Genomic DNA, 19984 nt, shown 5'->3' with positions numbered 1-19984 from the left:
GCCCGACTTCCCCCGAGGTACCTGCAACCCGTAGTATCACTAACGAGTGAGCGCGGGCCCTGACGGTCTGCGCCCCGCAGACACCGCCGTCACAGGAGGACCCGTGCCCGAAGCCGTCATCGTCGCCGCCACCCGTTCGCCGATCGGCAGGGCCCGCAAGGGCTCGCTGAAGGACGTCCGGCCCGACGACCTCGCCGCGCAGACCATCCGCGCCGCCCTCGACCAGGTCCCGCAGCTCGACCCCGCCACGATCGACGACCTGCAGCTCGGCTGCGCGATCCCCGAGGGCCAGCAGGGCGGGAACCTCGCCCGCACGGTCGCCGTGAAGCTGGGCCTGGACGCCGTGCCCGGCGCGACCGTCACCCGCTTCTGCGCCTCCTCGATCCAGACCACCCGCGCCGCCTTCCACGCGATCGTCTCCGGTGAGGCGCGCGCCGTGATCTCCGCCGGCGTCGAGTCGATCTCGACGAGCACCGGCAAGCTCATGGAGGAGGACGCCCGGGATCCGGAGTTCCAGGCCGCCTGGGAGCGCACCGAGAAGCGCGCCACCCGCGAGATCCCCGCCCCCTGGCACGACCCGCGCGAGGACGGCGAGCTGCCCGACGCCTACATCGCCATGGGCCAGACCGCCGAGAACGTCGCCGAGCTGCGCGGCGTGACCCGGCAGGCGCAGGACGAGTTCGCCGTCGCCTCCCAGAACCGCGCCGAGGCCGCGCGCGATTCCGGCTTCTTCGCCCGCGAGATCGCCCCGATCACCCTGGCCGACGGCAGCGTCGTCGACACCGACGACTCCCCGCGCGCCGGCGTCACCTACGAGGCCGTCGCCGGGCTCGACCCCGTCTTCCGCCCCGAGGGGACCGTCACCGCCGGCAACTGCTGCCCCCTGAACGACGGCGCCGCCGCGCTCGTCATCATGGAAGCGGAGTATGCCGAGGAGCTGGGCATCACCCCGCTCGCCCGCGTCGTCGCCACCGGCGTCTCCGGCCTCAGCCCCGAGATCATGGGACTCGGCCCGGTCGAGGCGACGCGCCGCGCCCTCGACCTCGCGGGACTGACCATCGCCGACATCGACCTCGTCGAGCTCAACGAGGCCTTCGCCGCCCAGGTGCTCCCCTCCGCGGAGGACCTCGGCATCCCCCACGACAAGCTCAACGTCCACGGCGGCGCGATCGCGCTCGGCCACCCCTGGGGCTCCACCGGTGCGCGACTCACCACCACGCTCCTGAACGGTCTCGCCGAGCGCGACGGCCGCTACGGCCTGGCGACCCTGTGCGTCGGCGGCGGCCAGGGCATGGCCCTCATCATCGAGAGGATCAAGTGATGACCAGCAACGACACCACCACCGGCAGCACCCCCGACACCGGCCGTGGCCCCAGCAGCTGGGACGCCCCGGTGCCCGGCCACATCTCCCTGGGCGGCAACCCCGGCGACCACGAGGAGCGCGACCGCATCGACTCCGTGGTGACCGACCACGCCGTCGTCTCCGCCCCCGACGCGAGCGCCGCGACCCCGGAGGCCCTCCTGCCCGCCGCCGCGGACCATCTCGCCCTGTTCCAGGACGTCGCCGGCGAGGACCTGAAGGCCTGGGCCGACGCCCGCTCGCTCGCCGACGAGGTGCTCCCGCGCATCAACGACTGGTGGGACCGCGGCGAGTACCCGATCGAGCTGATCGCCCGCCTCGGCGAGCTCGACCTGCTCACCGACGGCCTGGACGTGCCCGGCCACCGCACCCTCTCCCCGCTCGGGGCGGGCCTGGTGAACATGGAGCTCTCCCGCATCGACGGGAGCGTCGGCACCATGGTCGGCGTGCAGGGCGGGCTCGCGCTGCGCTCGATCATGCTGCTGGGCTCGGCGGAGCAGAAGCAGCGCTGGGCCGAGCCGCTCGCGACCGGCGCCGAGCACGCCGCCTTCGCCCTCACCGAGCCCGACCACGGCTCCGACTCCGTCTCGCTGGAGACCGTCGCCCGCCGCGACGGCGACGAGTGGGTGCTGACCGGTCAGAAGCGCTGGATCGGCAACGGCGCGGGCTGTCACCTGAGCGTGGTGTGGGCGCGGATCGAGGACCCTTCCGACGAGGCGCTGAACGGCCAGGTCAGCGGGTTCCTCGTGGACCAGTCCCTGCCCGGCTACGAGGCCGAGGTGATCCGCGGGAAGGTCGCCCTGCGCGCCATCCACCAGGCCCACATCACCCTCGAGGACGTGCGCGTCCCGCTGGATCAGCGCCTGCCCGGCGCCCGCTCCTTCAAGGACACCTCGAAGGTCCTCTTCGCGACCCGCGCGGGCGTGGCCTGGGGCGCGCTCGGCCACGCCACCGCCTGCTACGAGGCCGCGCTCGAGCACGCCACCACCCGCATCCAGTTCGGCCGCCCGCTCGCCAAGGCCCAGCACGTCCAGGTGCGGCTCGCGGACATGCTGCAGACCCTCACCTCGATGCAGCTGTACTGCCTGCGGCTCGCCCAGCTGGAGGAGGCGGGGACGATCCGGCCCGAGCAGGCCTCGCTCGCGAAGGTGCACAACACCCGCGCCGCCCGCGAGATCGCCTCGAACGCCCGCGACCTCCTGGGCGGCTCCGGGATCCTGCTCGAGAACCGCGTGGTGCGCCACCGCAGCGACATCGAGGCCCTGCACACCTACGAGGGCACCGACACGATGCAGTCGCTGATCGTGGGCCGGTCGATCACCGGGGTGAGCGCGTTCGCGTGAGCGGCCTGTTCGAGACAGATCGGCAGGGCGCGGCGGAGCGGGGGCTCCGCCGCCGCTCGTGCGCTCCGGTGCAGTCGCGCCGGAGCGGACGACATGCTCAGCGGGCCGTGCTCCGGGCGCGGCCCGCCTCGACGACCAGCAGGGTCACGGGGAGAGGTGGACGATCGCGGTGATCAGGGTCGTCAGGACGATCCCGCTCATCACGGGGTAGCCGGCCGGAGGATTCTGGAGCGTCATGCGAGGTCTCCCGTCGTGGCGCCGCCCGTGCGGCACCGGGTCGAGGTCTCCGGGTGCACGACAGGCGGCGCTGCCGTCGGCCTCAGCGTACTGCGGCCCGCTGCGCGCGCTCGAGGCGCACCACGTCCCGCCCGAAAGACACCACGAGCAGGGCGAGGGCGAGGGCGACCACCGCGGCCGCCGCCGGGGCAGGGACGATGGGGACCAGCGCGATCAGCAGCGCGACCCCTTGGCCCCCGCCGACGAACCTCCGGAACTGGCTGAAGTCCAGCGGCTCCCGCAGCGCGGGCCGCACCCGCGAGGCGGCGACGAAGGCGTAGCGCATCAGCCCGATCGCGAGCGCCCACGGACCCACCACCGTCGCGGCGAGCACCGACAGCACCGTCACCAGTGCCGCGTCGGCCTCCATGTCGAGCCGGGCGCCGATGGGGCCGGCGCTCCCCGTGCGCCGGGCGACGGGGCCGTCCACGGCGTCGGAGGCCAGGGTCGCCCCGATCAGCACCACGAGTGGCCACGACCGCGCGGCCAGCTCCCCGCCGAGGGTCAGCACCGTCGCCGCCGCGAGAGCCCCCGTGCCCAGGTGGCGCAGCAGGGTCAGGGCGTCCGCGGCCGTCACCGGGCCAGGGGCGCGCGGGCGCAGCGTCGCGGCGGCGACGACCCACGGCGCGATCGCGGCGAGCAGCGCCCCGAGCGCGAGGAAGGTCGAGGCAGGCTCGGCGAGCAGCACCACGAGCGCGCCGGCCAGCAGCTGCCCAGCGGCGAGCATCGCGAGGACGACCCCCACCCGGCGCAGTCGACCGGACGGGGCCGGGACGGGCGGTGTCGCGGCCATGCCGGCGAACATACCGGAGAGGTCGGGGCGCCCCGACGCCCGCTCCAGCCGCAGGCTCAGTCCAGCTCCACGACCTCGAACTCGAGCATGCCCTCGGCGCGGGAGACCGTGGTGGAGGGGTCCCGCTTCTGGCGCTGGTCCGCCCAGGCCCGGAAGCTCTCGTCGTCGGCCCAGCGGGTGAGCACGAAGTAGTGCTCCTCGCCCGCGACCGGGCGCAGCAGCTCGAAGCCCTCGAAGCCGGGCGCCCCGTCGACGGAGTGCTTGCGCGCGGCGAAGCGCTTCTCGAGCTCGGCCTGCTGCCCGGCGGGCACGGCGAGGCGGTTGATCTTCACGACGGTCATGGAGTCCTCCGGTGTCGGGGTCAGGGGCGTTCGTCCGATCCTCCCGCGAGTGCGGGGACCGGGCCGGGTCCTCGGTCCCGGCGCGGTGCCGGTCCGATATTCGTCAGTGCACGGAGCCGACGCGGCTGGGGCGGTGCATGTGCAGGGTCGGGTGCTGCGCCGCGAGGCGGTCGCACAGCGCCGCGACCTTCGGGTTGTGGGTGAGGCCGACGAAGACGGCGTGCGCGTCCGCCCGGAGGTGCTCGTCCAGCAGCCACTCCTCGGTCCAGGCCTCGAGCGCCGCGCAGGCGCGATCCCCGCGGCGGCGGCCGCGGCCGAGCACGAGATGGCGGGTGGTCACCCCGGGAGGGGTGGGCAGCAGGGGCCGACGCTCGTCGGGCAGCTCCAGCACCAGCTCGCCCACGGTGTCCGGCGGCAGGGTGCGCAGCAGCGAGCTCAGCAGCGGGAGGTCGTGCTCATCGCCGATCAGCAGGTGGCGCAGGGGGATCATGGGCACGGGGGCTCCTCAGCGGTCGGGGGACGGTCGGCGGATGCCGGAGCCGCCACCCTAGGACGCGAGCAGAGCATCAGGCAAGGCTTGCCTAACCTTCGAGAAGCGGGTCACTCCGCGCCGTGCCGCTCGGCGATGAAGCGTCGCGCGACGGAGAGGTCCTCCTCGCCGAGGCCCGCCGCGACCAGCTCGTCGTAGGCGCTGCGCAGTGCACCGAGCAGGGCGGGGGCGCTCTCCGTGTCCTCCGCGACGTCCGCGGCGAAGCCCAGGTCCTTGGTCATGTACGCGGCGATGCCGCCGGGGGAGTAGTCGCCCGCGACGAGATTCTCCCGCTTGTCCTCGAGCAGCCGCGAGCCCGCGTAGCCGCCGGAGAGCACCTCGAACAGAGCCGCCGGCGCGATCCCGCTGCGCTCGGCGAGCACCGTCGCCTCGGCGAGGGCCATCATCGTCGCGCCCACGATCATCTGGTTGCAGGCCTTCGCGACCTCTCCCGCGCCGAGCGGGCCCAGGTGCCGCGCCGTCCCGCAGGGAGCGAGCAGCGTCGTCGCCCGGGCGACGTCCTCTTCGGCGCCGCCGGCCATGATCGACAGCGTCCCTGCCCTCGCGCCGCTCTCGCCGCCCGAGACCGGCACGTCCACGAGGCGGACGAGGCCCTCGGACTCGCGCTCGAGCCGCTCCGCGAGCTCGCGGATCCCGCGCGGGGAGCTCGTCGAGCCGATCATGAGCAGCAGCTCCGTGCCGGCTGCGAGCAGCCCGTCGGGTCCCTCGAGCATCGGTGCGAGCTGAGGCAGGTCCGGGAGCATCACGAGGGCGGCGTCGGCCTGCTCCGCGAGCTCGCGCGGGGTCTCCGCCCAGGTCGCGCCCGCCTCGAGCAGGGCCGGCCTGCGGCTGCGGGAGTGGACGACGAGGCTGCCGCGCGCGGCCAGCAGGCGCCCGGCCATCGGCTCGCCCATCGAGCCCAGGCCGATCACGCCCAGGCGCGCGGACGCGTCCTCGGCAGTGGAGGGAGCGGGGGTGGCAGGGCTGGCGGGAGTCGAGGAAGCGTCATCGGTTCGCATGGCGTCAGACTACGACAGTCCACAGGAGTGGACGCTGTTCACTCCTCTGAATCTGCTGTACGCTCACTCCGCAGTCACCGCAGACCGTCACCGTCCGAGCGAAGGAGCGTCGATGACGACCACCCCCGCGCAGCCGGCCCCCGCCGATGCCGCCCGCCCCCGCGTCGTGATCGCGGTGGACCTGCCCGAGCGTCTCTGCGCCCGCATCGAGCAGGCCGAGCCCCGCGTCGAGGTGGTCCGCGACCACGAGCTCTACCGGCCCCGCCGCTTCCCCGCCGACTGGGAGGGCGATCCCGCCCACCAGCGCACCGGCGAGCAGCAGCGCCGCTACGAGCAGCTGGTTGACAGCGCCGACGTGCTCTTCTCCCTGCCCGACGTCGATCCCGCCCAGCTCGCCCGCACCGCCGCGGCCAACCCGCGCCTGCGCTGGGTGATGACCATGGCCGCCGGCGGCGGCTCCCAGCTGCGTGCCGCGGACCTGGACGCCGACCAGCTCGAGCGCATCGCCGTCACCACCAGTGCGGGTGCCCACGGCGGACCGCTGGCCGAGTTCGCCCTGCTCGGCGTGCTCGCCGGGGCCAAGACCCTGCCCCGCCTGCAGGAGCACCAGCGTGCGCACGAGTGGGCGCCCCGCTGGGAGATGCGTCAGCTGGACACCATGCGCGTGCTCGTCGTCGGCCTCGGCGGCATCGGCCGGGCCTGCGCGGCCCTGTTCCACGCCGTCGGCGCGACGGTGCTCGGCACCACCCGCTCCGGCGCTCCGGTCGACGGCGTCGACGAGCTGGTCCCGATCGAGGACCTCGCCGCGGCCGCCGCCGATGTCGACGCGATCGTCGTGACCCTGCCCGACACCGACACCACCACCGGCCTCGTCGGCGAGGAGGTGCTCGGCGCCGTGCGCCCCGGCACGATCCTCGTCAACGTCGGCCGGGGCACCGTCGTCGACGAGACGGCGCTGCAGGGAGCGCTCGAGGACGGACGGATCGGCTTCGCGGCCCTCGACGTCGTCGCCCGCGAGCCGCTCACGCCCTCGAGCCCCCTCTGGGACCACCCGAACGTGCTGATCAGCCCCCACACCGCAGCGCTCGACAGCCGCGAGGAGGAGCGGATCGTCGCGCAGTTCGTCGAGAACCTCCGCCGCTTCCTGGACGGCGAGGAGCTCGAGAACCTCGTCGACACCGTCGAGTTCTACTGAGCCGCGAGACGACACCGAGGAGCGATCACCGATGAGCGACCCGACCCGCGACCCCGCCCCCGCCGTCACCCGCGCCCTGCGTGTGCTCGAGCTGCTCGAGCAGTCGGGCGGCGCGCCGCTGACCCTCTCCGACCTCTCCCGCGCCCTCGGCGCCGCGAAGTCCTCGACCTCGAACGTCTGCGCCGTCCTCGAGGAGGGCGGGATGATCCGCCGCGTCGAGACCGGGTACCGCCTGGGCCGACGCACCGCCGAGCTCGGCGGCGCCTTCGCCCACCAGTTCAACCAGATCCGCGAGTTCTACGGCGTCGTCGAGGCCGACCCGGTGCTGCGCGAGGAGGTGGTCCAGGTCGGGATGCTCGACGGGACCAGCTCCCTCTACCTCGCCCGACACGAGGGCCGCGCCCACCGCCTCGGCACCCCGCTCGGCTCGCGCCTGCTCGCCGTCACCACCGGGGTGGGCCTGGCGATGCTCTCCCGCCTCGACGACGCGCGCGTCGAGGAGATCATCGCCCGCACCGAGACGCCCGACATCCCGCCCGCAGAGCAGGTCCGCACCCAGATCGCCGAGACCCGCGAGCGCGGCTGGTCCATCGACCCCGGCCACGGCTTCGACGGGCTCTGGGGAGTGGGCGTGCCGCTCGAGCCCTGGCGCCCCTCGGACCCGCCCCTCGCCCTCGGTGTCGCACTGCCCGCCGCCGAGGCCGACGAGGAGACCCTCGAGCGGCTCGGCCGCGCCGCCGTCGGCGTCGCCGCCCAGCTCACCAACCCCTTCCTCCGCCCCGCCGACTGAGCCCGGCCCCTCGGGCCCGTCGGCCCCCTCTGCGAGCCATCGAAGGAGATGTCCCATGAGCACCACCCCGTCCCCGGAGCGTCCGGCCGCCGACCACACGACCCCGCCCGGCGCGGTCGCCGCCGACGCAGACCTCGAGTACCAGGCGAACCTGCGCCGGGCCACGCTCTCCTCGAGCGTCGGCAGCGCGCTGGAGTACTTCGACTTCGCGATGTACGGCCTGATGACCGCGCTGGTCTTCGACCGGCTGTTCTTCGACCAGTCCGATCCCGCGATCGCGCTCGTCGCCGCCTTCGGCATCTACGGCGTCGGCTTCGCGGCCCGCCCCGTCGGCGGCCTCGTTTTCGGCCTCCTCGGCGACCGGGTGGGCCGACGCTTCGTGCTCGTCACCACGATCGTGCTGATGGGCGGCTCGAGCATGCTCATCGGAGTGCTGCCCACCTACGAGTCGGTCGGCGCGCTCGCCCCGGTGCTGCTGGTGATCCTGCGCCTCGCGCAGGGCTTCGGCGCCGGCGCCGAGCAGGCCGGCTCCACCGTGCTCATGGCCGAGTACGCCCCGGTGAAGCGGCGCGGCTTCTTCGCCGCCCTGCCCTTCGTCGGCATCCAGGCCGGCACGCTCCTGGCCGGCGTCGCCTTCTCCGCGCTGTCGCTGCTGCCCGAGCAGCAGTTCCTCGCCTGGGGCTGGCGCATCCCGTTCCTGGCCTCCTTCGTGCTGATCCTCATCGCCCTGTGGATCCGCGCGAAGCTCGAGGAGACCCCCACCTTCGTCCACCTCGAGAAGCGCGAGCAGACCGCCTCCCGGCCGCTGCGCGACATCTTCACCAAGGCCCTGCCCGGCGTCGTCGTCGGGATCGGGCTGCGCATGGCCGAGAACGGCGGCTCCTACCTCTTCCAGTCCGTCTCCCTCGCCTTCGTCACCTCCGCGGCGATCGGCCTGGACCGCGGCTCCGTCGCCTGGGGCGTGACCCTCGGCTCCCTCCTCGGCGTCTTCTCCGTGCCGCTGACCGGTGCGCTCTCCGACAAGGTGGGCCGCGTGCCCGTCTACCGCTTCGGCGCCGTGTTCATGCTGCTGTACAGCTTCCCGGCCTGGTGGATGCTGTCGCTGGGCAGCACCGGCCTGTCGATCGCCGTGGTCGCCGTCGGCATCGGCGTGGCCGTGAACTCGATGCTCGGCCCGCAGTGCGCGATGCTCCCCGAGCTCTTCGGCAACCGCCACCGCTATCTCGGCGTGGCGATGGCGCGCGAGCTCTCCGCCGTGCTCGCCGGCGGCCTCGCCGGTGTCCTCGGCGCCTCGCTGATGGCCTGGACCGACGGCAACTGGATCGTGCTGGGCCTGTACATGGCGACCCTCGCCGCGATCACGACCGCCTCGACCTTCCTGGTCCCCGAGACCCGCGGTCGCGACCTGCTGCGCACCGAGGACGCGATCCGCCTGTCCACCACGGAGCAGGACTCCGCCTACGAGGCCGAGGCGGCCGTCGTCCCCGCCGAGGTCGGGCAGGCGCCGTCGAGCCAGGCCCCGACGAGCCCCGCGCGGGCCTGAGATCCTCGGGGAGACCCCTCCCCGTCCCTGAGAAGGAGCACCTCCATGACCGATCTGTTCGACCTCTCCGGCCGCACCGCCCTGGTGACCGGCTCGACCCGCGGCATCGGCCGCGCGCTGGCCACGGGCCTCGCCCGAGCCGGGGCGCGCGTGATCGTCCACGGCCGGGACCCGCTGCGGGCGGCCGCCGCGGCCGAGGAGATCGCCGACGAGGCCGGGCAGGGGGCGGAGCTGCTCTCGGCCGGCTTCGACGTCACCGACCCCGCCGCCGTCGATGCAGCGCTCGGCGAGATCGAGGCCGCGCACGGCACCCCGGACGTGCTGGTCAACAACGCCGGCATCCAGCGCCGGGCACCGATCGCGGAGTTCGCCGACGAGGACTGGGACGCGCTGCTGGCGACGAACCTCTCGGCCGCCTTCTACTGCGCCCGCCGCGTCGCCCGCGGCATGATCGCGCGCGGCAGCGGGAAGATCGTGCAGATCGGCTCGGTCCAGTCCCAGCTCGCGCGCCCCTCGATCGCCGCCTACAGCGCGACCAAGGGCGGGATCGCGATGTTCACCAAGGGCCTCGCCGCGGACCTCGCCCCGCACGGCATCCAGGTCAACACCCTCGCCCCCGGCTACTTCGCCACCGAGCTCACGAAGGCGCTGGTCGAGGACGAGGAGTTCTCCGCCTGGGTCGCGCGGCGCACGCCCGACGGGCACTGGGGCGACGTCGAGGACCTCGTCGGCCCGCTGGTCTTCCTCGCCTCCGACGCGAGCCGCTTCGTGAACGGCCAGACCCTCCACGTCGACGGCGGGATGACCGCGGTGGTGTGAGGGGTCGGTGGCGTAGGAGCTTCGGGATGGCGTGAGGCTGATCCGGGGCTGTCGCGGACTCGCATGTCGGACGCATCGGAGATACTCGGCCTTGTCGGCTGCGGGTGTGACGGCCGGCAGACTCCATGGACTTCCTGTTACACGATAGGTAACATCATCGATGAGGCTCGGGTACGGCTCGGAGGAGCTGCGCAAGGTCTGCACGGACGAGAAGCAGATGAAACGCCGCTTCGACATCAAGGTCGTGAAGACGCTTCGTCGCCGGCTTCAGGAGCTCGTGGCGGCCCGATCGATGGAGGACCTGCTTCTCGGCACCGGCAGATGGGAGAGGTTGCAGGCGGACCGCACTGGTCAGTGGTCTGCACGGCTGTCAGCCAACTGGCGGCTTGTCGTCGCCGAGGTGGAAGAGGGCGAGGTGGACGTGATCATCGTCGAGATCGTCGACTACCACAGGAAGTAAGTCTCGAGGCCCCTGGAAGGAGGATCTCCATGACCGCGGATCTGGGGTTCGCTGTAGCTACGGGCGAGTACATCGACGAGTGGCTGGAGGAGCACGATGTCAATCAGGCAGAGCTCTCGCGCCGCCTGGGCGTCTCCCGCAAGCATGTGAGCGAGCTGATCTCCGGGAAAGCCGCGCTGTCCCATGACGTCGCATTGTCCCTCGAGTCGACGACGGGTGTTCCCGCGCGCATCTGGAACCAGTACGAGAGCGCGTATCGCGATGCACTGGCTCGGTTGCGTCAGGAGAAGGCGTATGCCGCGCAGTACGAGCGCGCCAAGGCCTTCCCGCTCACTGAACTGCGGAAACTCGGAATAATCGCCAGTGGAGCGCGGGACCGGGCCGGCAGCGTTCGTGACCTCCTCGCATTCTTCGGGGTTGCGAGTATGGATGCTCTGGACGCCACGTGGTCGCAGGGCAACGTGGCCTACCGTCGAGAGGCCCGTTCGCACGACCATGCTCCGAAGCTCGAGGCCTGGCTGCGAATCGGTGAACGTGCGGCGGAGGCTGATGGCGTGATCGCGGAGTATGACGAGGACGCACTTCGAAAGATGCTCCCCGAACTGCGCGAGAGCACCCAGGATGAGCCGACCTCGTCGATCCCGGCCGCCGTGAGGATGCTGCGGACGGTCGGGGTGCGCGTACACCTGACCCCGGCGATTCCTGGCGTCGGCGTGCATGGCGCCACACGCTGGTTCAGCGGCGTGCCGCTGATCCAGCTCTCGGCGCTGAGGAAGTCCGATGATCAGCTCTGGTTCACGCTCTTCCATGAGCTGGGGCATGTGCTCCTGCACAGCAGGACTGGGCTGTTCCTCGATTCCGATTCCTCGCAGTGGGAGGCAGAGGCGGATGCTTTCAGCAGTGACACTCTGATCCCGCCGGCTCTGGCGGCGTCGCTCCCGCGCCGCCGTGATCTCGCAGCAGTCGAGCGAGCGGCAGGAGCGCTTGGTGTGGCCCCGTCGATCGTGCTCGGCCGTGTGCAGCATGACACCGGTGACCACGGATGGGGCCACGCATTGCGTCGGACCGTGGACCTCACGAAAATCGACGTCGCGTACGGTCAGCCCCTCTCGGCACTGCCGACAGCGCCTGGTTCGTGAGCCTCGTCGGGGCGGTGTCGAGCCTCCGGGAAGGTTCAACACCGCCCCGGCGAGGGGGTCACCGATCGTGGGACGCGACAGCGTAGATCTCGCCGGTGGTGACGTCCTCCTCGATCGCCTCGAGGGTGCGCCCGCGGGTCTCGGGCAGCGTGGTGCGCACGAACACCACCGCGGCCAGGTTCAGCACCGCCAGCAGCAGGAACGCGCCGGTCAGCCCGATCCCGTCCACGAGCGAGGGGAAGAACAGCCCCAGCAGCGCGTTGGCGATCCACATGCAGAACACGGCCACGCCGATGCCCAGGCCGCGCATGCGCTGCGGGAAGATCTCCGAGAGGATCACCCAGGTCGCGACGTTCAGGAACGTCTGCATCGAGCCGACGAACAGCACCACCAGCACCAGGATCACGTAGGGGCGGGCCGCGCTGTCCGCGGGCAGGGCGACCGAGGCGCCCGCGATCAGCAGGTGCCACAGCGTGATCAGCGAGTAGCCGGTGAGGAACATGGTGCGCCGGTCGACCCTGTCCATCATGTACAGCGACGCGATCGAGCCCACCACGCCGATGAGCCCCGGGACCACGTTCGCGATCAGCGCCGCGCTCTCGTCGAAGCCGGCCTCGATCAGCACCACCTGGCCGTAGTAGACGATCGTGTTGATGCCGGTGAGCTGCTGGAACACGGCCACTCCGACGCCGACCAGCAGGATCCGGCGCAGCCACCGGTTCCCCAGCACCGTCCGCCAGGAGCTGGTGCGGCGAGCCCGCTCCCCGCCCGCGGCGACCTCGACCTGCGCGAGCTCCGCCTCGGCCCGCTCGGGGGAGCGGATCGTGCGCAGCACCGCGAGCGCCTCGTCCCGTCGGCCGCGGCCGACCAGCCAGCGCGGGGACTCGGGCATGGTGAGCATCCCGACGAACAGCGCGATCGCGGGGATCGCGCAGACGGCGAGCATGAGGCGCCACACCCCGTCCAGGTGCCCCCACACGTTGCCGATCACGGCGTTGACCGCGAAGGCGGCGAAGGCGCCGACGGCGATCATCACCTCGTTGCGGCCCGCGAGCGAGCCGCGGGTCTCGTAGGGCGCGAGCTCGGCGAGGTAGACCGGCACCACGGTGGAGGCGCCGCCGACGGCCAGGCCCAGCACCACGCGACCCAGCACCATCACCGCGAAGCTCGGGGAGAGCACGCAGATCGTGGTGCCCGCCAGGAAGGCCACGGCGAGGCCCAGGATCGTGCGGCGCCGGCCGAAGGCGTCGGAGAGGCGGCCGCCGAGGAAAGCCCCGACGGCGGCGCCGAACAGCAGGGAGGAGGTGACCACGCCCTCGGTGAGCGGGGTCAGCCCCAGCTCGGCGGTCATCGGGCGCAGCGCGCCGTTGATGACCCCGGTGTCGTAGCCGAACAGCAGCCCGCCGATCGTCGCGATGAGGGCGACGATCGTGAGGCGTCGGCCATGGGGACCCGGGATCAGCGGCGGGAGCTGCGAGGCGTCCACGGCGCGCGAGCCGGCGGGTGGCCCGGCGGAAGGGCTGGAGGTCGTTCTGGCGGACATGGTGAGGACTCCTTCGTCTCGGTCCGGATCGGGTGGGTCGGGCTCAGGCGATCTCGACGGCCTGCCCGCTGCGGTGGGACTCCAGCGCCGCGCCGACCACGCGCATCATCGCCGTCGCCGCCGCGAAGTCGGTGTCCATCGCGGCGCCCTCGCCGATCGCGCGCACGAACTCCTGGATCTCGGCGGTGAACGCCTCGGCGTAGCCGGTGCCCACACCGCCTCCCGGCATCGCCGCGACGTCGCGGAAGTAGGGGTGCTCGGGACCGGTGACCACGGTGCGCGGGCCGTTGTAGGCCGCATCGGTCAGCCCTGCCTCGAAGATCGTGAACTCGCCGGCGCGCTGCGACTCGAACGTGACGTGCCCGTTCGTGCCGAACACCTCCACGCCCAGGGAATTCGGGGTGCCGTGGGCGATGCGGCTGAGCTCGATCTGCCCCGCGGCGCCGCTGGCGAAGCCGACGCTCAGCAGGGCGATGTCGTCGTTGTCCACGGGGCCGCGCTCGGTCGAGGTCGAGGCGCCGTGGCCGATCGCGCCCGCCGCCGGCTCGGGCCGCTCCGTGATCACGGTGCGCAGGCTCGCCCGGTCCACGCTCGAGATCGCGCCGGCCACGAACTGCACCGCGTCGATCGCGTGCGAGCCGATGTCCAGCAGCGCGCCGGCGCCGGCCTGTTCCTGCGAGTAGCGCCAGGACAGCGCCCCGGCGGGATCGGCGGCGTAGTCGGCCCGGTACCAGCCGCGCACGGTGTGGACCTCGCCGATCCGCCCGTCGCGCACGGCGGCGGCGAGCGCGGCGAGTCCCGGCAGGCGCCGGAAGGAGAATCCCACGCCGGTCACCGCGGGAGAGGCCTCGGCGAGGGCCTGGAGGGAGGAGGACTCCTCGACGGTGCGGCCGATCGGCTTCTCGGCGAGGACGTGCTTGCCCGAGGCGAGCACCTTCGGCAGCACCTCGGCGTGCAGGAAGTTCGGCAGCGCGACGCTGATCGCGTCGATGTCCTCGCGCTCCAGCAGCGCGTCGATGTCGCCGGTGGCGTGGGCGAAGCCGTAGCGGTCGGCGACGGACTGCGCGAGCGGCAGGTTCGGGTCGGCGATCGTGTCGAGCTCGACGCGCAGCGAGGAGCTGACGGCCATCATCGCGGTGCGGTACCCGAAGGCGTGGGCCTGGCCGGCCATGCCGGCGCCGATCACGGCGATGCGCACGGGGGTGGGGGAGGTGGTCATGAGGGTTCTCCTTCGAACGGGGCAGGGGTCAGCGGAAGCGGACGGCGGCGCCGCAGCCGGCGATGTGCTCGCGGGTGCGGCGGGCGATGCGTGCGGGCTCGGAGAGGTCCGCGACGGGGTACATGTCCTGCTCGACGATCGCGAAGATCCCCGGATGCGCCGCGGCGGCGAGCTCGAGGACGGGGCCGTAGCCGGGCACGCCGTGCGGCGGCTCGACCATCACCCCGCGGCCGACGGCCTCGGCGAAGGGCACGTCGTTCTTCAGCACGTCGGCCAGGACCTCGGGGGCGACCTGCTTGAGGTGCAGGTAGCCGATTCGCTCGGGGACCTCGCGCAGCAGGCCCGCCGAATCGGCCTGGTAGTAGGCGAGATGTCCGGTGTCCAGGCACAGGTTCACGGCCTCGGGATCGGTGCTCTCCAGCAGGCGCAGCACCTCGCTGCGGGTGCCGACGGGGCTGTCGGCGTGGGAGTGGAACTGCAGGGCGAGGTCGAACTCCTCCCGCAGCCGGCGCCCGATCGCGTCGAGGCCGGAGGACAGGTGCTCCCAGCCCTGCGTGTCCAGGGTGCGGGGGCCGCGCACGCGGCCGTCGGCCTCGCGCTCCCACATCGAGGGCAGGGCGATGAGGTGCTCGCCGCCGAGGGCGCGCACGAGCGCGGCGATCTCGCGGGTCTCGGCCCAGACCGTCTCGACCGTCGCGGGACCCTGCTCGAGCGGCATCGCCTGGGTGCCGGCGGAGAGCTGGAGCGAGTGCGCGGCGAACTGCTCCGCGAGACGGCCCGCATCGGTGCCGAGATAGCCGTAGGGGCCCAGCTCGGTCCAGTGGAATCCGGCTTCGGCGACCTCGCGCAGGTACTGCTCGGGCTCGGGCTGGGCGGGATCGATGGGGTTCCACACGCCCCAGGAGTCCGGGGCGATGCCGACGCGGGGCGCGGCGGTGAGGGGGACGGCGTCCTCGCGGACGGGCGGGGCGGAGGTGCGGGCGATGGCCATGAGGCGTCCTTGCTTCGGGGCGGGCTCTTCGGTGACGGCAATCTAGAGCGCTCTAGACGACGCTGTCAACCATGCCGGGCCGCGTATCCTGCGAGCTGTGAGCCCCTCGCCCCGCCGTCCCACCTCCGCCGACGTCGCGGCTCGCGCGGGCGTCTCGCGCGCGACCGTCTCGATGGTGCTCAACGGTCGCGTCGAGGGGACGGTCGCACCGGCCACGCAGCAGCGTGTGCTCGCGGCCGCCGCCGAGCTCGGCTACACCCGCTCCGCCCTCGCCATCTCGCTCAAGGAGCGTCGCTCCCGCACGATCGGCCTGATCACCGACGAGATCGCCACCTCGCCCTTCGCGGGTCGCATGGCGCGCGCCGCCTCGATGATCGCCGCCCAGCACGACTACCTGGTGATCACGGTGGACCTCTCGCTGCGGGACCACACCGTCGAGGACGCCGCGCGCCTGCTCGCCGAGCGGCAGGTCGACGGGCTGATCTACGCGACCATGGGGCGCGTGCGCGTGCCCCTCCCGGACGTGCCGCCGGGGATCCCGCTGGTGCTGCTGAACTGCGAGGTCGAGGGTGACGAAGAGGCCGCGGCGCCGCCCACCTTCCTGCCCGACGACTACGGCGGCGCCCGGCGTGCGGCCCGCCGGCTGGTCGAGACCGGGCATCGGCGGATCGCCATGCTGTCGGGCGACGATCGCTCCCTCGGTGTCGTCGAGCGAGAGGCCGGGTTCCGCGACGAGCTGGCCACCGCAGGCATCGAGCCGCGCGTGGCCCCGGCCGGATGGCAGATCGACGACGGCTATCGGGTCGCGGCCAGGCTGCTGGCCGAGCCGGAGCCGCCGACCGGCATGTTCTGCATCCGTGACCGGGTGGCCGCCGGGGCGCTGCATGCCGCGACCGCCGCGGGTGTGTCGGTGCCGGGCGACCTCTCCGTGATCGGCTTCGACGACGAGGACTTCTTCGCCGAGCGGCTGGTCCCGAAGCTCACCACGATCGCCCTGCCCCACGAGGAGATGGGGCGGCTCGCGATGGCCGCGCTGCTCGCGCGGCTCGCGGGGGACGGGGTCGTCGGCGGCGAGGGGGTCGAGGTCGTCGAGTGCCCGCTGGTCGAACGCGACTCGGTGGGGAGCGCTCCGGAGGGCTGACCTGGCTCCGGCGGGCTGACCTGCTCGGGCAGCCCGCCGTCCTTTCGTGGTCGCGCCTGCATCTTCGGGCGCTGAGCGGCACGGCGCGGCGCTCAGCTCCGCAGCGTGCCGCTGGACGCCCCTTTCTGCAGGGCCCGCTCCAGGGCATCCGCGAACGCCGTGCCTTGACACGTGTGAAAGTGGTGCCCCATACTCGCCGCACACCGCTTCGACACGTGTGTAAGCGTCGGGCGGCGTCCAGGGGTCGGCAGTGCCCCCGGCCGCCCGCACCGCACCACCCAGCCCGTCCCGACTGTCCCGACTCTCGACGAAGAGGACCGCATGGCCAGCCCCTCCACCCTCACCCGCCGCGCCCTCCTCGGCGCCGGCGGCGCGGCAGCCCTCGCCGGCACCGTCGCCGCCTGGCCCCGGCTCACCGGCGCCGACATCCCCGGAAGGGGACAGGACGCCCTGACGATCCTGATCCTCGGCACCTCCCAGGACGCCGCCGGTCGCCAGCAGATCGCCGACGCCTTCATGGAGACCCACCCCGACATCCCCGTGCTCATCCAGTCCGTGCAGGCCACCGACTGGGGCGACTTCTTCGCGAAGATCCTCACGATGGTCGCCTCCGGCACCCAGCCGGACATCGTCTACACCGCGACCGAGGGAGCGCAGCTGTTCGCCGAGCGGCTCGCCCTGCCGCTGGACGACTACCTCCTGCGCGACGCGGAGGAGATGCGGGACTACTTCGAGGACGTCCACCCCAGCCTCGTCGAGGCGTTCATGTACAAGGGCTCGCTCTTCCAGCTGCCGCTCGACTTCAACGCCGCCAACATGTACCTCAACCTCGACGTCATCGAGCGCAACGGGCTCGAGATGCCGGGGGAGGAGTGGACGAAGGACGACTTCACCGAGCTGCTGCGCGGCATGAAGGGCGACGCTACCCCGTACTACTGGACCAACCGCCTCTTCGGCGGGATCGTGCCCTGGCTCTACGTCAACGACACCTCCTTCCTCATCGAGGAGCGGGCCGCCGGCGGCGAGGGCTTCTGGTCCACGTTCTACCCCGGCGAGCAGCGCTCCGGCGGCTACCTGTGGACCGGCTCCAACGCGACCGACGACCGCGTCCACGAGAGCTTCGAGTACCTGCGCGGCCTCGTCGGCGAGGGGCTCGCCGTGCGCCCCGAGGAAGGCGGCGGCAACACGCTCGTCGGCCTCTTCGCCTCCGGGCGCATCGGCACCACCCCCGCCGGCGGCTACTGGGTGCAGGGACTGGCCGAGGGCGGCATGCGCCCCGAGCAGTACGACGTGCAGTTCTTCCCGAAGTGGCGCAGCCAGCGCCATCAGTTCGGCGCCGCCGGGTACGCGGTCATGAAGACCACCGACAAGCCCGACCAGGCCTGGGAGTGGATCAAGTACACCGCCTCGAAGGAGGCGATGGAGCTCGCCTTCCCGACCCCGTCGACCACCCCGACGCGCCGCTCGATGGTCAGCGACTCGCTGTACACGGGCGTCGGCCCCGAGCACTGGTCCCGCTTCTACGAGACGCTCGACCGCTTCCCGGACACCGGCCCGATCCCCGCGCCGCCCCAGCAGGCCGCCGTCGAGACGGCGCTGATCCGCAATGTCTCCACCGCCCTGTCCGGCGGCCCCGACCTGGTCGCGCGCTCCCTCGCGTCGCTGGACGCCGATCTGCGCGACGTCTTCGCCGAGGAGGACCCCTCATGACCACCGACCGCGACAGCGCCCTGCTGCGCTGGCTGTTCCTGGCCCCCACGATGCTCGGCATCGGCATCTTCGTGGTGCTGCCGATCGTCGGCTCGCTCGTGCTGGCCTTCTTCCGCTGGGACATCATCACCGCCCCGCAGTTCGTGGGCCTGGCGAACTTCACCGCGATGGCGACCGACCGCACCGTCGGCATCTCCTTCCTCAACACCGCCGTGTTCGTGCTCTTCGCCGTCACCGCCCAGCTGGTCGTCGCGATGCTGCTCGCGGTGCTGGTCAGCTCCCGGATGCCGGGATGGCTGCGGGTCTTCTTCCGCTCGACCTTCTTCTTCCCGCTGGTGCTCTCCGCCGCGAGCGTCTCGATCCTCATGAAGTACCTGTTCAACGAGAGCTACGGCGTCATCAACTGGCTGCTCTCCCTCCTCGGGATCCCCGCCGTGCCCTGGCTGACCAGCCCCCAGTGGGCGATGGTCGTGGTGATCGCGGTGTACGTGTGGCAGAACTTCGGCTTCTCGTTCCTGCTGTTCGTGGGCGGGCTCAGCGCGATCCCCACCGAGGTCTACGAGGCCGGCTCCATCGACGGCGCGACCGGGTGGCGGCAGTTCCGCCACCTCACCCTGCCGCTGGTCAGCCCCACCGTCCTGGTCGCCTCGGTGATGGCGATCATCTCCGCGCTGCAGGTCTTCGACCAGCCCTACGTGCTCACCCGCGGCGGGCCCGGCGACTCCACCCGCACCGTCGTGATGGTCATCTACGAGAGCGCCTTCCGCGAGCTCGAGTTCGGGCGGGCCAGCGCGATCGGCCTGGTCCTCATGATCCTGATCATGCTCGTCACCGCCGTCCAGTTCCGCCTCGCCCGACGCTTCGTCTTCTACCAGTGAGCCGCGCTCCCGCCGCCGTGAGCGCCCCTGCCCCCGTCCGGAAGGACCCCCGATGACACGCCGCCTGCCCGCCCTCGCCAAGTACGCCGCCCTCCTCGTCGCCGCCGTCCTCACCCTCGGCCCGGTGTGGTGGACCTTCACCACCTCGCTGCGCCCCGCCGCGGAATCCTTCAGCCTCCCGCCGAGCTTCTTCCCCACCTCCCCGGACTTCTCGAGCTACGCCGCGGTGTTCGAGCAGATCGCCGTGCCGCTGCTGGTGCTCAACAGCGCCCTGGTGACCGGCGTCGTCGCCCTCGGCCAGATGCTCACCGCCGCGATGGCCGGCTACGTCTTCGCCCGCATGGAGTTCCGCGGCAAGAACCTGCTGTTCGCGATCGTGCTGTCCACGATGATGGTCCCCGTGCAGGTCACGATCGTTCCGGTGTTCATGATCATCCGCGGCATGGGTCTGTCGGACACGCTGCTGGCGCTGATCCTCCCCGCGATCCCCACCGCCTTCGGGACCTTCCTGATGCGGCAGTACTTCCTGGGGCTCCCGCTCGAGCTCGGCGAGGCCGCAGCCCTCGACGGCGCGAGCCCCTGGCGCACCTTCTTCTCGATCTACGCGCCGCTGGCGCTGTCCGGGATGGCGATCGTCGGGGTCCTCGCCTTCAACTACCACTGGAACGAGTTCTTCCGGCCGCTGATCTTCATGATCTCCGAGCAGAACTACACCCTCCCGCTCGGCCTCGTCACCCTGCAGGGCAACCTCGGCACCGGCTCGATCTCGGTCGTGCTCGCCGGGGTGATCCTCTCGATGGTCCCCGCGGTGGTCGTCTTCCTCTTCGGCCAGCGCTACCTGCGCGAGGGCCTCACCGCCGGGTCCTCGAAGTGACCCCTGCCCGCCGCCCTCGGC

Annotated in this window: 19 protein-coding genes; 12 read left to right on the top strand and 7 right to left on the bottom strand. The window is 72.3% G+C overall.

What is annotated here, in order from left to right:
• Positions 1 to 103: 103 nt before the first annotated feature.
• Together D1648_RS16960 and D1648_RS16955 are read left to right on the top strand one after the other, a co-directional pair.
• Complete coding sequence (locus D1648_RS16960) at positions 104 to 1321, top strand: acetyl-CoA C-acetyltransferase (RefSeq protein ID WP_122943767.1); 1218 nt, start codon at positions 104 to 106, stop codon at positions 1319 to 1321.
• On the top strand, positions 1321 to 2703 hold the full coding sequence (locus D1648_RS16955; protein WP_122943766.1) for an acyl-CoA dehydrogenase family protein: 1383 nt from the start codon (positions 1321 to 1323) through the stop codon (positions 2701 to 2703). Before D1648_RS16960 ends, D1648_RS16955 begins: the two co-directional genes overlap by 1 nt.
• 319 nt (positions 2704 to 3022) lie before the next feature.
• Here the strand turns inward: D1648_RS16955 and D1648_RS16950 are convergent, their stop codons facing one another.
• The 4 genes from D1648_RS16950 to D1648_RS16935 form a co-directional block, all read right to left on the bottom strand.
• Complete coding sequence (locus D1648_RS16950) at positions 3023 to 3772, bottom strand: CDP-alcohol phosphatidyltransferase family protein (protein ID WP_241155558.1); 750 nt, start codon at positions 3770 to 3772, stop codon at positions 3023 to 3025.
• A gap of 56 nt (positions 3773 to 3828) precedes the next feature.
• Positions 3829 to 4113 (bottom strand): antibiotic biosynthesis monooxygenase, encoded by a 285-nt coding sequence (locus D1648_RS16945; protein WP_122943765.1) that lies wholly within the window; start codon positions 4111 to 4113, stop codon positions 3829 to 3831.
• Between the two features lie 103 nt (positions 4114 to 4216).
• A complete protein-coding gene (locus D1648_RS16940) occupies positions 4217 to 4603 on the bottom strand; it encodes an SIP domain-containing protein (protein WP_122943764.1) in 387 nt (128 codons plus the stop codon).
• Positions 4604 to 4713: 110 nt separating this feature from the next.
• The gene (locus D1648_RS16935) at positions 4714 to 5661 is read right to left on the bottom strand and encodes an NAD(P)-dependent oxidoreductase (RefSeq protein ID WP_122943763.1); all 948 of its coding nucleotides are present in this window, start codon (positions 5659 to 5661) and stop codon (positions 4714 to 4716) included.
• A gap of 112 nt (positions 5662 to 5773) precedes the next feature.
• Here D1648_RS16935 and D1648_RS16930 point away from each other — a divergent pair, with 112 nt between their 5' ends.
• From D1648_RS16930 to D1648_RS16905, 6 genes are all read left to right on the top strand, one after another.
• Positions 5774 to 6856 carry a D-2-hydroxyacid dehydrogenase gene (locus tag D1648_RS16930; protein WP_122943762.1) on the top strand — a complete coding sequence of 361 codons (1083 nt, stop codon included), beginning with the start codon at positions 5774 to 5776 and terminating at the stop codon, positions 6854 to 6856.
• Positions 6857 to 6887: 31 nt separating this feature from the next.
• Positions 6888 to 7646 (top strand): IclR family transcriptional regulator, encoded by a 759-nt coding sequence (locus D1648_RS16925; RefSeq protein WP_122943761.1) that lies wholly within the window; start codon positions 6888 to 6890, stop codon positions 7644 to 7646.
• Between the two features lie 55 nt (positions 7647 to 7701).
• A complete protein-coding gene (locus D1648_RS16920) occupies positions 7702 to 9189 on the top strand; it encodes an MFS transporter (RefSeq protein ID WP_122943760.1) in 1488 nt (495 codons plus the stop codon).
• Between the two features lie 45 nt (positions 9190 to 9234).
• Complete coding sequence (locus D1648_RS16915; protein WP_122943759.1) at positions 9235 to 10008, top strand: SDR family oxidoreductase; 774 nt, start codon at positions 9235 to 9237, stop codon at positions 10006 to 10008.
• Between the two features lie 160 nt (positions 10009 to 10168).
• Positions 10169 to 10468: a type II toxin-antitoxin system RelE/ParE family toxin gene (locus tag D1648_RS16910; RefSeq protein ID WP_122943758.1), complete on the top strand. Its 300-nt coding sequence runs from the start codon at positions 10169 to 10171 to the stop codon at positions 10466 to 10468.
• Positions 10469 to 10497: 29 nt separating this feature from the next.
• Positions 10498 to 11607 carry an ImmA/IrrE family metallo-endopeptidase gene (locus D1648_RS16905; RefSeq protein WP_122943757.1) on the top strand — a complete coding sequence of 370 codons (1110 nt, stop codon included), beginning with the start codon at positions 10498 to 10500 and terminating at the stop codon, positions 11605 to 11607.
• Between the two features lie 58 nt (positions 11608 to 11665).
• Here D1648_RS16905 and D1648_RS16900 read toward each other — a convergent pair whose 3' ends face one another.
• From D1648_RS16900 to D1648_RS16890, 3 genes are read right to left on the bottom strand one after another with little or no spacing between them, the layout of a single operon-like run.
• Positions 11666 to 13150 carry a sugar porter family MFS transporter gene (locus D1648_RS16900; RefSeq protein WP_122943756.1) on the bottom strand — a complete coding sequence of 495 codons (1485 nt, stop codon included), beginning with the start codon at positions 13148 to 13150 and terminating at the stop codon, positions 11666 to 11668.
• A gap of 43 nt (positions 13151 to 13193) precedes the next feature.
• Positions 13194 to 14369, bottom strand: coding sequence for a Gfo/Idh/MocA family protein (locus tag D1648_RS16895; RefSeq protein WP_122943755.1), 1176 nt, complete (start codon positions 14367 to 14369; stop codon positions 13194 to 13196).
• A gap of 28 nt (positions 14370 to 14397) precedes the next feature.
• The gene (locus tag D1648_RS16890) at positions 14398 to 15360 is read right to left on the bottom strand and encodes a sugar phosphate isomerase/epimerase (protein ID WP_122943754.1); all 963 of its coding nucleotides are present in this window, start codon (positions 15358 to 15360) and stop codon (positions 14398 to 14400) included.
• A gap of 97 nt (positions 15361 to 15457) precedes the next feature.
• Between D1648_RS16890 and D1648_RS16885 the strand changes: the two genes are divergently transcribed.
• The 4 genes from D1648_RS16885 to D1648_RS16870 all read left to right on the top strand — a co-directional run bounded on the left by D1648_RS16885 (position 15458) and on the right by D1648_RS16870 (position 19963).
• Entirely contained in the window at positions 15458 to 16501 is a 1044-nt protein-coding gene (locus D1648_RS16885) for a LacI family DNA-binding transcriptional regulator (RefSeq protein WP_122943753.1), read from the top strand.
• 321 nt (positions 16502 to 16822) lie between these two features.
• Complete coding sequence (locus D1648_RS16880) at positions 16823 to 18211, top strand: extracellular solute-binding protein (RefSeq protein WP_122943752.1); 1389 nt, start codon at positions 16823 to 16825, stop codon at positions 18209 to 18211.
• Complete coding sequence (locus tag D1648_RS16875; protein ID WP_122943751.1) at positions 18208 to 19089, top strand: carbohydrate ABC transporter permease; 882 nt, start codon at positions 18208 to 18210, stop codon at positions 19087 to 19089. The genes D1648_RS16880 and D1648_RS16875 overlap by 4 nt, the downstream gene beginning before the upstream one ends.
• Positions 19090 to 19141: 52 nt before the next feature.
• Positions 19142 to 19963 carry a carbohydrate ABC transporter permease gene (locus tag D1648_RS16870; protein WP_122943750.1) on the top strand — a complete coding sequence of 274 codons (822 nt, stop codon included), beginning with the start codon at positions 19142 to 19144 and terminating at the stop codon, positions 19961 to 19963.
• Positions 19964 to 19984 lie beyond the last annotated feature (21 nt).

Source organism: Brachybacterium sp. EE-P12 (assembly GCF_003711805.1).
Classification (GTDB): Bacteria; Actinomycetota; Actinomycetes; order Actinomycetales; family Dermabacteraceae; genus Brachybacterium.
Note: the sequence above shows the minus strand (reverse complement) of the source record. Positions and strands in the feature narration are given on the sequence as shown.

Excerpts from the sequence above, each read along its gene's own strand:
- D1648_RS16870 (WP_122943750.1), top strand. The coding sequence starts at position 19,142 with ATGACACGCCGCCTGCCCGCCCTCGCCAAGTACGCCGCCCTCCTCGTC.
- D1648_RS16890 (WP_122943754.1), bottom strand. The coding sequence starts at position 15,360 with ATGGCCATCGCCCGCACCTCCGCCCCGCCCGTCCGCGAGGACGCCGTC.
- D1648_RS16930 (WP_122943762.1), top strand. The coding sequence starts at position 5,774 with ATGACGACCACCCCCGCGCAGCCGGCCCCCGCCGATGCCGCCCGCCCC.
- D1648_RS16895 (WP_122943755.1), bottom strand. The coding sequence starts at position 14,369 with ATGACCACCTCCCCCACCCCCGTGCGCATCGCCGTGATCGGCGCCGGC.
- D1648_RS16900 (WP_122943756.1), bottom strand. The coding sequence starts at position 13,150 with ATGTCCGCCAGAACGACCTCCAGCCCTTCCGCCGGGCCACCCGCCGGC.
- D1648_RS16910 (WP_122943758.1), top strand. The coding sequence starts at position 10,169 with ATGAGGCTCGGGTACGGCTCGGAGGAGCTGCGCAAGGTCTGCACGGAC.
- D1648_RS16920 (WP_122943760.1), top strand. The coding sequence starts at position 7,702 with ATGAGCACCACCCCGTCCCCGGAGCGTCCGGCCGCCGACCACACGACC.
- D1648_RS16935 (WP_122943763.1), bottom strand. The coding sequence starts at position 5,661 with ATGCGAACCGATGACGCTTCCTCGACTCCCGCCAGCCCTGCCACCCCC.
- D1648_RS16925 (WP_122943761.1), top strand. The coding sequence starts at position 6,888 with ATGAGCGACCCGACCCGCGACCCCGCCCCCGCCGTCACCCGCGCCCTG.
- D1648_RS16915 (WP_122943759.1), top strand. The coding sequence starts at position 9,235 with ATGACCGATCTGTTCGACCTCTCCGGCCGCACCGCCCTGGTGACCGGC.
- D1648_RS16875 (WP_122943751.1), top strand. The coding sequence starts at position 18,208 with ATGACCACCGACCGCGACAGCGCCCTGCTGCGCTGGCTGTTCCTGGCC.
- D1648_RS16955 (WP_122943766.1), top strand. The coding sequence starts at position 1,321 with ATGACCAGCAACGACACCACCACCGGCAGCACCCCCGACACCGGCCGT.
- D1648_RS16905 (WP_122943757.1), top strand. The coding sequence starts at position 10,498 with ATGACCGCGGATCTGGGGTTCGCTGTAGCTACGGGCGAGTACATCGAC.
- D1648_RS16940 (WP_122943764.1), bottom strand. The coding sequence starts at position 4,603 with ATGATCCCCCTGCGCCACCTGCTGATCGGCGATGAGCACGACCTCCCG.
- D1648_RS16950 (WP_241155558.1), bottom strand. The coding sequence starts at position 3,772 with ATGGCCGCGACACCGCCCGTCCCGGCCCCGTCCGGTCGACTGCGCCGG.
- D1648_RS16880 (WP_122943752.1), top strand. The coding sequence starts at position 16,823 with ATGGCCAGCCCCTCCACCCTCACCCGCCGCGCCCTCCTCGGCGCCGGC.
- D1648_RS16945 (WP_122943765.1), bottom strand. The coding sequence starts at position 4,113 with ATGACCGTCGTGAAGATCAACCGCCTCGCCGTGCCCGCCGGGCAGCAG.